15 protein-coding genes are annotated in these 11,263 nt (G+C 43.2%); 12 read left to right on the forward strand and 3 right to left on the reverse strand.

Annotated features, from left to right (window positions below):
• The first annotated feature begins 124 nt into the window (after positions 1–124).
• Positions 125–622 carry a Spy/CpxP family protein refolding chaperone gene (locus tag AC805_RS09125; protein WP_231662589.1) on the forward strand — a complete coding sequence of 166 codons (498 nt, stop codon included), beginning with the start codon at positions 125–127 and terminating at the stop codon, positions 620–622.
• A gap of 124 nt (positions 623–746) precedes the next feature.
• On the opposite strand, the gene radC is transcribed toward AC805_RS09125, so the two are convergent.
• Together radC and AC805_RS09135 are read right to left on the reverse strand one after the other, a co-directional pair.
• Complete coding sequence (radC, locus tag AC805_RS09130) at positions 747–1,481, reverse strand: DNA repair protein RadC (RefSeq protein ID WP_055075139.1); 735 nt, start codon at positions 1,479–1,481, stop codon at positions 747–749.
• A gap of 1 nt (position 1,482) precedes the next feature.
• On the reverse strand, positions 1,483–3,168 hold the full coding sequence (locus AC805_RS09135; RefSeq protein WP_156341362.1) for a hypothetical protein: 1,686 nt from the start codon (positions 3,166–3,168) through the stop codon (positions 1,483–1,485).
• A gap of 37 nt (positions 3,169–3,205) precedes the next feature.
• Here AC805_RS09135 and nblS point away from each other — a divergent pair, with 37 nt between their 5' ends.
• The 3 genes from nblS to AC805_RS09150 all read left to right on the forward strand — a co-directional run bounded on the left by nblS (position 3,206) and on the right by AC805_RS09150 (position 6,239).
• The gene (gene nblS / locus AC805_RS09140) at positions 3,206–5,179 is read left to right on the forward strand and encodes a two-component system sensor histidine kinase NblS (protein WP_055075141.1); all 1,974 of its coding nucleotides are present in this window, start codon (positions 3,206–3,208) and stop codon (positions 5,177–5,179) included.
• Positions 5,180–5,216: 37 nt separating this feature from the next.
• Positions 5,217–5,849, forward strand: a complete 633-nt coding sequence (locus AC805_RS09145; RefSeq protein WP_055075142.1) for a Uma2 family endonuclease — start codon at positions 5,217–5,219, stop codon at positions 5,847–5,849.
• Between the two features lie 147 nt (positions 5,850–5,996).
• The gene (locus AC805_RS09150; protein ID WP_055075143.1) at positions 5,997–6,239 is read left to right on the forward strand and encodes a hypothetical protein; all 243 of its coding nucleotides are present in this window, start codon (positions 5,997–5,999) and stop codon (positions 6,237–6,239) included.
• Positions 6,240–6,279: 40 nt separating this feature from the next.
• Here the strand turns inward: AC805_RS09150 and AC805_RS26190 are convergent, their stop codons facing one another.
• Positions 6,280–6,426, reverse strand: a complete 147-nt coding sequence (locus AC805_RS26190) for a hypothetical protein (protein ID WP_197278680.1) — start codon at positions 6,424–6,426, stop codon at positions 6,280–6,282.
• Positions 6,427–6,744: 318 nt separating this feature from the next.
• On the opposite strand from AC805_RS26190, the gene AC805_RS09155 reads away from it, so the two are divergent.
• From AC805_RS09155 to AC805_RS09190, 8 genes are read left to right on the forward strand one after another with little or no spacing between them, the layout of a single operon-like run.
• Positions 6,745–7,662: a hypothetical protein gene (locus tag AC805_RS09155; RefSeq protein WP_055075144.1), complete on the forward strand. Its 918-nt coding sequence runs from the start codon at positions 6,745–6,747 to the stop codon at positions 7,660–7,662.
• 52 nt (positions 7,663–7,714) lie between these two features.
• Positions 7,715–8,173 (forward strand): hypothetical protein, encoded by a 459-nt coding sequence (locus AC805_RS09160; protein ID WP_055075145.1) that lies wholly within the window; start codon positions 7,715–7,717, stop codon positions 8,171–8,173.
• 11 nt (positions 8,174–8,184) lie between these two features.
• Positions 8,185–8,385 carry a hypothetical protein gene (locus AC805_RS09165; RefSeq protein WP_055075146.1) on the forward strand — a complete coding sequence of 67 codons (201 nt, stop codon included), beginning with the start codon at positions 8,185–8,187 and terminating at the stop codon, positions 8,383–8,385.
• On the forward strand, positions 8,376–8,771 hold the full coding sequence (locus tag AC805_RS09170; protein WP_055075147.1) for a type II toxin-antitoxin system VapC family toxin: 396 nt from the start codon (positions 8,376–8,378) through the stop codon (positions 8,769–8,771). Before AC805_RS09165 ends, AC805_RS09170 begins: the two co-directional genes overlap by 10 nt.
• A gap of 22 nt (positions 8,772–8,793) precedes the next feature.
• Positions 8,794–9,558, forward strand: a complete 765-nt coding sequence (locus tag AC805_RS09175) for an ABC transporter ATP-binding protein (RefSeq protein ID WP_055075148.1) — start codon at positions 8,794–8,796, stop codon at positions 9,556–9,558.
• Between the two features lie 43 nt (positions 9,559–9,601).
• The gene (locus tag AC805_RS09180) at positions 9,602–9,853 is read left to right on the forward strand and encodes a type II toxin-antitoxin system Phd/YefM family antitoxin (RefSeq protein WP_055075149.1); all 252 of its coding nucleotides are present in this window, start codon (positions 9,602–9,604) and stop codon (positions 9,851–9,853) included.
• On the forward strand, positions 9,850–10,104 hold the full coding sequence (locus AC805_RS09185) for a Txe/YoeB family addiction module toxin (RefSeq protein WP_055075150.1): 255 nt from the start codon (positions 9,850–9,852) through the stop codon (positions 10,102–10,104). Before AC805_RS09180 ends, AC805_RS09185 begins: the two co-directional genes overlap by 4 nt.
• Positions 10,105–10,109: 5 nt before the next feature.
• Positions 10,110–11,141 (forward strand): DUF3326 domain-containing protein, encoded by a 1,032-nt coding sequence (locus tag AC805_RS09190; RefSeq protein ID WP_055075151.1) that lies wholly within the window; start codon positions 10,110–10,112, stop codon positions 11,139–11,141.
• Positions 11,142–11,263 lie beyond the last annotated feature (122 nt).

Here is an 11,263-nt window from a genome sequence, read left to right on the forward strand (position 1 = left end):
TATAGCTATAGCCAAATAAGTTAAGACATAAAGCCCAGAAGAGTGTTGCGGCGCGAAGCGCCGCAACACTCTTCTGGGTTTTGTTTTTGTCATAACATAACTGACTATAGCTATAAAAAATACTTTGAACCTTTTGCAGGTGACTCCTGTCAAAACCCCTGTACAGATAATTAAGCCTTCTACAAAAGGGGAAAACCAAATGTTTCTTAACATCAAAAAGTTGGCAGCGATCGCTTGTGTAAGTATGGCGGTTGGAGTAGCTACAATTCCTAGCATTGTCTCGGCTCAAAATTCTTCTCAACCTAGCAGCACCGAAACCCGTAAACCTCATAATGGTAATGGCTGGAAGAAGTTGAACTTGACAGATGCTCAAAAAGCTCAAATGAAAACTATTCGTGAGAATGCGAAGACTCAAACCGATGCCGTATTGACTCCCGAGCAACGCGACATCCTCCAAAAATCACAACAGTCTGGCGATCATAAGGGGGTATGGAAGTCGCTAAATCTCACTGATGCGCAAAAGCAACAACTGAAGACAATCAGGGAAAATACCCAAGCGCAAATGAAGAGTGTCTTGACTCCCGAACAGCAACAACAAGTTAGCCAGATGAAAAAACGTTAATTCTTACAATAAGGAACTTGCTATAAGATGAGTGGTGGCGCTTCGCGCCGCCACTCATCTTTGGGGTTTTGACTATCTCTTATACCAATTCACGAAAGTGTGACAACGCTTTTGTGAATTGGTATTACTCCTCTTGGGGAACTTCTTTCCATAGATTGGACATTTCGCGAATGCTGGAAAAGGTTCCATTTCCTAAAATTAAATGATCCAAGAGTGGAATACTTAGCATTCTTGCCGCTTCAAGTAGTTGGCGCGTCAGTTTTATGTCTTCATTACTGGGATTTGTATTTCCCGAAGGATGGTTATGGGCAACAATTAGCCTGACCGCACCACTCTTTAAAACTTCCCGAAAGATATCGCGGGGATGGGCGAGGGTTTCGGTTGCTGTACCAATCGTGATCACCCTCTGGGCAATAATACGATTTTTACTATCTAGCATCACTACAGCAAGACGCTCTTGGGGTTGCCACATGAGGTCTTGACTCAGCGCAGCAGCAGCGATCGCAGGATCGGTAACTTCAGTGAGATCGGGCGGTTTAGCATAGAGCGCTCTTTTTCCTAACTCGATCGCCGCCAAAATAGCCGTTGCCTTCGCGGGACCCACTCCTTCAATTTGCATCAATTCCTGTGGCGAGATACTTTGTAATGCGGCGACAGGATCGCTGGTGCGGTCTTTCCCAATGGTTTGCAAAATTAGCTGCCCCAGCCCCACAGCGGAGAGTTTGCCTGCCCCCTGTCCCGTCCCCAGCAAAATAGCAATTAATTCGGCATTAGATAAACTGCGAACTCCCTGACTGAGTAATCTCTCCCTTGGGCGATCGCTTTCAGCCATATCTACAATTCGCAGAGAATAAGTCATTTTAAGAATCCCAGAAATAAGTACATAGATATTCCGTAAGCGCCGCATTGGATAAACCTATGCGCTGAGCATCCACATTAGAAATTTGGGTTTGCAGAATGGTTTGACACTGAGGGACAAACTTTTGCTTTTCTGGTGCTTTTGCCTTCAATTTTTTCAACTGGCTTACGGTGGCAGGATTGACATTATTTGCCAAAGATTCAGCCCTCTGTTGTGTTTCCGCCCATTTGCTAATTTGCGTTAGCTCGTTGCGATAGGTCTTGATGCGTTTTTGCGCATCGGGATAGAGAAGGGAGTCGGTGGGAATCTCTTCCAACATCTTGATCGCTTGCTGTCGCTTCTCTTGAGCCGATTTCCAAACGGTAAATTTATGGGGTGGATTTTGGGTCGATTTCGCCGCATCAATGGTGATGTTTTTGGCAGACTCTAATTTTTTATTGGCATCCTGCTCGATATTTATCCTGCGATCGAAATCCGCTAGCTTAGGTCGTAAGGTAGTTAACTCAGCTTGAGCATCTGCGTATAAAGAAGCTGGGCGATCGGGAATATTTTCTAACTGAGAAACTATACTTTGGAGATTATTGCGAGTTTCAGCAAGGGTTTCTAGTTTAGCGATCTTTTTAGGGTTGACATCTTGATTGCTAAAGTTACGTGCATTGGCTAAGAATTGCTGCTGGTTAGAGCGATCCCACACTAACCAACAACAGACCCCCAGTACGGTGACCGCAGCTAAGGCAAAAGCCCCCGAAAAGAGTAAGGATTTATTGCGCGGATAGGCGGTTTTAACCGGTTCAATCGCTGTCTCAGCCTCCGAGACAACTTTTTTAGGGATGCGTTTGGTCGGTGGCAGTGGTGGTGGCAGTGGCATGGGTAAGGATGCAGGAACCGCAACCGTAGGCATATCTAGGCTAAAGTCCTCATCTTCGAGCAAGTCATTTTTCTGTTCTAAAGGCGATCGCTCTTGGCGTTCTTGGCGCTCTTGACTACTTGTGCCACTACTTAGCTCGAAAGGCTCGGTTTCAAAAGACTCTAACTCAAATTCATCTTTGGGAATACCCTCTAGCTTAAAGGCTTGCAGATCGAGATTGTCAAAGTCAAAGTCCCCATTACTAACCCTCACGGTTTCATGGCGCTCAAAACCATTATTGCCGTTATTACCTTTATTACCATTATTGCCATTATTCCCGTTGTTGCCATTATTAACTGCGGTTTTAAGATCCTGATCGATACTGCTCTTAAAACTGCTTAGTTCATCCGCAAGCTCTGTTTCCAGATTTTTATGCTGAATCTCAGTTTCCTCTCCATCATCGGGAAATACTAGACTACCAAGCTCACTAATACTATCAAAATCTTCTAGTTCGTCGGGATCGAGTTCAATTAATGGCAAAGGTGGTTTAATATCGCCAGTTCTTTGCCACTCAGGATGTTTTGCCCCAGCTAGCCTACCATAGACAATTAAGCTATCCGCGCCATCAATTGGCAATCTATCAATGCGGCGTTTCACAATATCATAGAGGGATGCATAGTCAAGATCGTCCCCCTCAGATCTGGTAATCAAAACGTGTAACTGAGATTCCTTGCGGCGGATTTGGGTTTTTACCTTATAGTTTTGAAGGTCTTCTTGTAGAGCACTGACAATGCTAGCCTCGTCCATCTTGAGATCCTCATCCTTGCGTTTCGATCGCACATATTAAACGAAAAGTCTGACAAATGACTACAAAAAGATGAACTTTTTGCTTCAAATTTATAATATATCTCGACGTTGGTGGACAGAATTTTCATTACAAACAAAACTAATGGCGTTAATTACGTTACTAGTTTCTTTGCTCATGAGTGCTGTCACCTTCTGGGCGGTTAACGATATTCAGACTGATGCGCGACTTAATGATACGCGCTTTGGCAAAGATTTAGGGTTGTTACTTGCGGCTAATGTTGCGCCCTTAGTTGCCAAAAACGATCTAGAAGAAGTGACCCGTCTTTCTAAAGAATTTTACGATAGTAGCTCCAGCATTCGCTACATTCTCTATGCCGATCCTGATGGAGAAATATTTTATGGTATTCCTTTTAATTCTAACGAGGTCAAAAATTCTTTAAGTATCAGAAGACGTATTCAGTTACCCGAAGATCCGATGATGCGTCCCGATCGCCCTTTAGTGAGACAACATATCACACCGCAGGGCGAAGTCACCGATATTTTCGTCAATTTACAGCATGGCGGCAAGGCTTTAGGCATTATCGCGATCGGCATTAATCCCAATCCTACGGCGGTTGCCTCATCGAGCCTGACTCTAGATGTGACTACGGCAGTATTTGTCTCGATCTGGGCAATGGTAATTTTGGGTGCTGCCTCAAATTCGGTAACCATTACCCGACCGCTGCGGGAATTGGTCGCGGGGGTACAGAATATTGCTAAGGGAAATTTTAAACAAAGAATCGATTTGCCTTTTGGCGGAGAGTTGGGGGAATTAATTCGCAGTTTTAATGACATGGCTCAGCGTCTCAAAAAGTATGAGGAGCAGAATATTGAGGAGTTAACCGCCGAAAAAGCAAAGCTGGAAACCTTAGTTTCTACGATCGCGGATGGCGCATTGTTACTTGACTCGGATATGCGGATCGTCCTTGCCAATCCTGCGGCAATCAAAATCATGGGGTGGGAACAGGATTTAGAAAAAAATAATTGGCAAGGTAAAAGCATTCTCAATATTTTGCCCGATCGCCTCAGTGCCGATCTGGGGAGATCGTTAATGCAAATTGCGACAGGCGATCGTGAAGGGGGAGAATTTCGGATCATGGCATCTGGGGAAAAAGACTCGGTGCTTGCCCATGCCTTTAGAATTTGGATTACGAGCGTTTTAAGCTCCAGCAATGCGATTAAAGGGATTGCGATCACGATTCAGGACATCACCCGTGAAGTGGAGTTAAATGCAGCTCAGAGTCGGTTTATTAGCAATGTCAGCCATGAATTACGCACGCCCCTATTTAACATCAAGTCCTTTATCGAAACTCTGCATGAATATGGCGATGAGTTAAGTGACGATCAGAAAAAAGAATTTCTCGGTACGGCAAATAGCGAAACTGATCGCCTTACTCGCCTTGTTAATGATGTGTTGGATTTATCGCGCTTAGAGTCTGGACGGCAATACCATTTCACGGCGATCGACCTCTCGGAAACCGTCGAACAAACGGTACGCACTTACAAACTGAATGCTTCCTCTAAGGGAATCGATCTGATCTATGAAATTGCCCCCAATTTAGAAAGAATCTGGGGCAATTACGATTTAATTTTGCAGGTTTTATCGAATCTGGTCGGTAATGCCCTGAAATTTACGGATATGGGCGGTAAAGTGACCATTCGCATCTATCCTTGGCAAGACCAAACCACTACTCAGCCCCATCGTACGGTCAACTATGTGCGGGTAGAGGTGGAGGATACAGGCTATGGCATCCCTGCGGAGGACTGCGATCGCATTTTTGATCGTTTTTATCGTGTTGAGGATAAGGTGCATACCCTTGAAGGCACTGGGTTGGGGCTATCGATCGTCCGTAATATTGTCGAGAAGCATCACAGCGTCATTAATATCAAGAGTGAAGTTGGTGTGGGGACGACCTTCTGGTTTGACTTAAGTGTCTATCAAGATCGCTGTGAGTTACCTGTCACGGCAGCGATCTCTGCTCCTGTCCAAGCGATGACAGTTTAGGAATTATGACTGAATGTTGTTTTAGGAGATTAAGTCGATGATTGCTCAACCAAAGCTAATTCCAGAAGTAAGCCAAGAAGATCGTCAAATCACTATGTCTGCCGATGAGTACCTTGTTTGGGAAAGTCAGCAAGAAGAAAAATATGAATATGAAAACGGTAAAATCATTGCGATGACAGGCGGCACAGTCCCTCACAGCCAAATCCCTCTTAATTTAGGGGCATTACTGCTTGCTCATTTGCGTGGAAAAGGATGCAAAATTTCTATTAGCGATGCCAAGGTTTTCATAAGATCTCGAAAATATTATTATCCTGATGTGGTCGTGTCCTGTGACGATCGCGATCGCTTCTCCCGTGATTTTTTGCAATATCCTGTGCTGATTGCGGAAGTTTTATCTCCTACTACCGAAGCACGCGATCGCGGTATTAAGCAGAAAAGTTATATGGCGATCGATATGCTGCAAGCCTATATCCTGATCGACTCAGAGCGTCCTATTGTCGAAGTTTATCAAAGACATAGCGATCGGGCTTGGGAATATCAGTCCATAGCGATCGAGGAGACAACTTTTGAGCAAGCTGATCCTCTTATTCCTATAACTAGCATCGATCTCCAATTCCCTTTATCGGCTCTCTACGAAAATGTTGATTTTCTTGATAGCTCGCAATTGTAGGGTAGATATATCGTTCGTTAATAAAAATTGCGATCGCTGCCCTCGTTCAGTCGATGACGATCTAGTAATGTCGCTTCTGCCACAGCAATTATCTCTGGGTTAGCATTAGATCATGAAGTAATTCAACGATTACTCAGGAGTGAGATCATGGAAGAGTCAGTAGTCTATCAAGAAATTTTGCGCGAAGGTTTAGCTAAAGGAGAAGCTAAAGGCAAAGCTGAGGGTTTAGCTAAGGGCAAGGTTGAAGCAACTAACCAAATTGCGCTCAACATGTTGCGTTCTAATATGTCTCCAGATTTAGTGTCTCCATTAACTGGGCTAACCCCAAAACAAATCCAAAAACTCCAAAAAATATCTACAAAGAAACCGCGGACACAAAAATCACTTTAACTTCATCTGCCGAAATACTTTTAGTTCCCGCTTTTCTACGTTAACGAATTGCCAATAGCTCTTGCTGAAACTGCTCTTTGACTGTTTTTCCTGCGTATATGTCTAGCAAAAGATCTTCTAAGGATTCGATGACGGTTTCACGAATCACACCTTTTAGTTCTTCAGTTGTGAGATCTTTAAATTGCATGATAGTTACTACACAGTAGGGTAGCTATTTGAGTGTGGTCTAAAAAATTATAAGTATTACTCTAATCAATACTTCGGACACTTTTTTAACGTGGCTATAAAGCTTGTAGGGCGATACTTTGATTTAATTGGCTGTTGGCTCAAATGCTAACGGTAATTTAAATAAATACCAAAATACTAGCTCTATACAGGATCGGTGATGCAAGGTTTTGAAACTGTCCGAAGTATTGTCTAATGGGAATAGCTAATAATAGACATTAACCAAATGTACCATCTATAATTTTAATGACATTTATGCAATCAATTTATAAATACCTAAATGACAGACAACGAGCAATCGGCTAACTCTAATTTTGCTGCTGGTTTTGGGTTTCAATCTAACGGGGACGCTCGATTTGTATCTGAAAAGGTTCGATACATTTCTTCTAAGTTCAAAGCAAAAATGTCTAGGATAGCCAAGACCTCTCTAGAATCTAGAGAGGGAATTGCTTTTGAGTATCTTGACGCAATGGATCAAGCCATAAATTTAGGGGGGAAATATGAAGTTAATGTTCTTGGTGTTAATGCTAAGAATTCCCCTGATGTTTCTATCAAGGATAGAAGATCTGGCTTCAATCAAGAGCAACAGCACAAACGTAGTTCTGTGAAAGCTGATAAAGCTGCTAAAAGTGGGGACTATGGTAAGCAGGAAATTAGAACCCCAAAAGGTCAAACCAAACAACCTAAAAACTCTAAGGTCAAAGAATCTAATGTCTCTGCATCTGAAGTTAACAAAGGAACAAATAATCCTAATCATGCGGCAAGTAACTATCAATTCAAAGCAGCAATGGCAGAAATTAGTAATGCTGCGGCTATGGGGGCAATTACTGGGGTGATCGCCGCAACATTGATTTCTGGATTAGAGCATTTTCTAGCAGTTGAGCGTGGTGAGATAGAAATAGATCAAGCGATCGTTGCTGTTTTCTTAGATGCACTTGAGGGAGCTTTCATTGGAGGATTAAGCAGCGCAGCGTTTGCAGCTATTCCTGCCTTTATTCCTGCTTTAGTTCCTGTCTTAAATATTATTTCTGTGCCTTTGATGGTTATTGGGGGATTTCAACTAGTTAATCAGATTGGTCAAATTCTTGATCGTCATGAGTTTATTAAGCGTAACGCACTTCTTACACAAGTACATAAGCAAGAGTCTCATTTCTTTGAAAGATTTGACAAACAAGTTATGGAATATCTATACAGTTGATTTGCTGTTTTACTGATGAAATAAAAATTTTGAACTAATTAGGTGTTTCTTAATGAATATCGATCAAGCTCGTGGTCTCCTGAATGAGATTGAAGCACTTCTTAACTCTGGTTCAGGTTGGGATATGTTTTGGAGAAATGCTTTAAATGAAATTCGTGCAGGGGATGTAGATGGTCTCTTCCATGAGGCTATGGCTAAATTTCATGCTTTGGGCGCATTGGATACTGGACTTAATGATTTTATTAATATTTTTATCAGATCCCAAGTTCAGAAATTCTACAATCAACTCTATAAAACTCGTAGGTGGCATTTAATTAATGGTCATGTTTACACTTACTCAGATGTCCTAATTTTTGTTGAACAAAGCAGAACAACAATTCAGCTTATTCGTGACAAGGTCGAACGCATTCATACGGAATCCTGTAAAGTTTCTGAAGAATTTTTCGAGCATAAAGTAGCTTGTGGAACAGGTGTATTGATTCGTGATGAGTTAGAAAGTTTTCAATCATAAAGCTAAGTATTATGCTAATTCACAAAATTGTTCAAGAATTGCAAGATATACCAGAAGAAAAACTTGCCGAAATTTATGACTTAATACATTACTTTCGACTAGGTTTAAATAAAGAGCGATCGCAACCTCGCATCCCCGGTTTATTAACAGGAAAACTTGGCGATGCATTTTTTGAACCATTGCCAGAAGAGGAACTTCAAAAATGGGAATGAGCTATCTAATTGATACTCACATCCTTTTGTGGTGGATTTTTGACGATCCAAAGTTAGACACAAATTGTCGAGATATTATTCGTAATCCAGACAACACAATTATTGTCAGCAGTGTATCGGCTTGGGAGATCGCAACTAAATATCGCATTGGTAAATTACCTGAAGCCAAACAAATTGTCGAGCAGTATTCAGATATTTTGCGTCAAGCCAAATTTGTTGAAATGGCGATCGCCACAAACCATGCGCTACGAGCAGGAAGTTTACCAATTGACCACCGAGATCCATTTGATCGGATGATTATTGCTCAGGCTGAGATTGAAAACTTACCTGTTATTAGCTATGATGCAGCTTTCTGCACTGGACTGATTCGGGTAATTCCTTCGTAAATCTTGCAACTCTCCAAAATCTATGGCGATCGCCCCAATTCTAAAAGCTGAAAATATATCGAAATCCTTTGGCGGTATTCATGCCGTCAGTAATGCCCAGATTGAAGTCCCTGCGGGAAGCATCACAGGATTAATTGGTCCCAATGGGGCAGGAAAAACCACATTTTTTGGATTACTGTCGAACTTTCTCAAGCCCGATCGCGGCACGGTGCAATTTAACGGAATGCCCATCCAAGGCAAGCCACCCCATGCGATCGCCAAATTAGGCATGATTCGTACCTTTCAAGTCCCTCGCGTCTTGTCCCGCCTATCGGTGTTAGAAAATATGTTGCTAGCCGCACAGGATCAAGTGGGGGAAAAGTTTTGGAATACTTGGTTTCAAGGTCAAAAAATCGCGATTCAGGAACGGGAAAATCGCGAGAAGGCAAGACATATTCTGGAATCCGTAGGCTTAATCAGGATGGCTGATGACTATGCTGGTTCTCTATCTGGCGGTCAGCGTAAATTATTAGAGATCGCCCGTGCCTTAATGACCGATCCCAAATTAATCCTGTTGGATGAGCCTGCTGCGGGAGTAAATCCTGCCTTAATTGAAGAAATTTGCAGCTATATCCAAACATGGAATCGAGAGGGGATGAGTTTTTTGATTATCGAACACAATATGGATGTGATTATGTCTCTGTGCGATCGCGTCTGGGTCTTAGCCGAAGGTCACAACCTCGCCGATGGCTCACCCACCGAAATTCAAACCGATCCTAAAGTTTTAGAGGCATATTTAGGCTCATAGACACGTACAATGTACTGTACATATAATCCCTAGGTGACTAGTTATGAATGCAGTTACTTATACCTATGTTCGCAACAATCTTGCGAAAACCTTAGAAAAGGTTTGTGATGATCATGATCCTGTAATTGTGACCCGTCAAAATCAAAATTCGGTGGTGATTATGTCACTTGAGGACTACGAAGCTCTTGCTGAAACAACTTATTTATTACGTAGCCCAAAAAATGCTCAGAGGTTAATTAGGGCGATCGCCGATCTTGAATCTGGTAAGGGCAAGCAAAGAGAACTTGTCGAATGACGATAACTTTTTCTGATGATGCATGGGAAGACTATCTTTACTGGCAACGTACCGATCCCAAAATCCTCAAACGCATTAATACGTTAATCAAAGAGATTCAACGCAATCCCTACGAAGGCATCGGTAAACCCGAAGCTCTAAAACATAGCTTTTCGGGATATTGGTCGAGACGTATTACTGACGAGCATCGCATTATTTATAAAGCGGAAACTGATTCTTTGCTAGTTGCTCAACTTCGTTATCATTACTGAATTTCATGCAGCTACAATCATTTAATGTCTTATTACTAGTGCCGACTGGCATTAATGCCGCAATTGGTGGCTATGCGGGAGATGCCTTGCCAGTGGCGAGGGCGATCGCTACCATTGCCGACCATGTAATTACCCATCCCAATGTACTAAACGGCGCGAGTTTATATTGGTCGATGCCCAATGTTTTATATACCGAAGGCTATGCCCTCGATCGCATGGCAAGGGGAGACTGGGGATTGCGTCCTGTGAGGGCTAATCGCATTGGCGTAATTCTCGATCGCGGCATGGAGTCAGATTTAGAATTGCGTCATCGTCAAGCGATCGCGGCGGCGCAGGCAACGCTGGGATTAAATATTACCGATGTGATAGTTACGGATTGCGACCTTGGAGTAGAGCTGCGTTCAGGAGATTCGGGAGCCACATGGGGGACGATCGCCAATCTCGATAGTCTGTTGAGAGCCGCCGAAAAATTAATTAAAGTTTCGCAAGTGCAGGCGATCGCAGTGGTGGCAAGATTTCCTGACGATCCCGATAGCGAAGCCTTACAAAACTATCGCCAAGGTAAAGGCGTGGATGCCCTCGCAGGAGCCGAAGCTGTCATCAGTCATGCGATCGTTCGCGAATTTGCGATTCCCTGCGCCCATGCCCCTGCCTTGCAACCTTTGCCCCTCGATGCCAGCGTTGCGCCCCGCGCCGCCGCCGAGGAGTTAGGCTATACATTTTTGCCCTGTGTTTTGGTGGGGCTGAGTCGCGCTCCCAAGATTATTCGCGATCGCGCTTGGCTTAAACCTGAAGATATTACGGCGGATGATATTAGCGCGATCGTTACACCCTATAGTGCCTGCGGTGGTGCGGGTTTACTTGCCTTGAATCCGTTTCCTCATGTCCAAACCATCTTTGTCAAGGAAAATCACACAGCCCTAAATGTTACCCCTGACATGCTCGGTCTCAAGGGAATTACCGTTACAAATTATTGGGAAGCGATCGGGATACTAACCGCCATCAAAGCAGGAATTAATCCCCAAAGTTTGCGGTGATTACCACCCTTAAATTTATAGTTGTTTTAAATAACTTGTAGACGGGCTTCGACTTCGCTCAGCCCTCGGTGTAAGCTAGCTGAGCGAAGTCGAAGCTGTAGTTTTTATTTGAATTATCTATA

It is taken from the genome of Pseudanabaena sp. 'Roaring Creek', from assembly GCF_001402795.1.
In the GTDB taxonomy this organism is placed as follows: Bacteria; Cyanobacteriota; Cyanobacteriia; order Pseudanabaenales; family Pseudanabaenaceae; genus Pseudanabaena.

Bases quoted from the DNA above. Each gene is read 5' to 3' on its own strand.
- AC805_RS09165 (WP_055075146.1), top strand. From the start codon at position 8,185: ATGCTAATTCACAAAATTGTTCAAGAATTGCAAGATATACCAGAAGAA.
- AC805_RS09145 (WP_055075142.1), top strand. From the start codon at position 5,217: ATGATTGCTCAACCAAAGCTAATTCCAGAAGTAAGCCAAGAAGATCGT.
- radC (WP_055075139.1), bottom strand. From the start codon at position 1,481: ATGACTTATTCTCTGCGAATTGTAGATATGGCTGAAAGCGATCGCCCA.
- AC805_RS09160 (WP_055075145.1), top strand. From the start codon at position 7,715: ATGAATATCGATCAAGCTCGTGGTCTCCTGAATGAGATTGAAGCACTT.
- AC805_RS09170 (WP_055075147.1), top strand. From the start codon at position 8,376: ATGGGAATGAGCTATCTAATTGATACTCACATCCTTTTGTGGTGGATT.
- AC805_RS09150 (WP_055075143.1), top strand. From the start codon at position 5,997: ATGGAAGAGTCAGTAGTCTATCAAGAAATTTTGCGCGAAGGTTTAGCT.
- AC805_RS09185 (WP_055075150.1), top strand. From the start codon at position 9,850: ATGACGATAACTTTTTCTGATGATGCATGGGAAGACTATCTTTACTGG.
- AC805_RS09180 (WP_055075149.1), top strand. From the start codon at position 9,602: ATGAATGCAGTTACTTATACCTATGTTCGCAACAATCTTGCGAAAACC.
- AC805_RS09155 (WP_055075144.1), top strand. From the start codon at position 6,745: ATGACAGACAACGAGCAATCGGCTAACTCTAATTTTGCTGCTGGTTTT.
- nblS (WP_055075141.1), top strand. From the start codon at position 3,206: ATGAACTTTTTGCTTCAAATTTATAATATATCTCGACGTTGGTGGACA.
- AC805_RS09190 (WP_055075151.1), top strand. From the start codon at position 10,110: ATGCAGCTACAATCATTTAATGTCTTATTACTAGTGCCGACTGGCATT.
- AC805_RS26190 (WP_197278680.1), bottom strand. From the start codon at position 6,426: ATGCAATTTAAAGATCTCACAACTGAAGAACTAAAAGGTGTGATTCGT.
- AC805_RS09175 (WP_055075148.1), top strand. From the start codon at position 8,794: ATGGCGATCGCCCCAATTCTAAAAGCTGAAAATATATCGAAATCCTTT.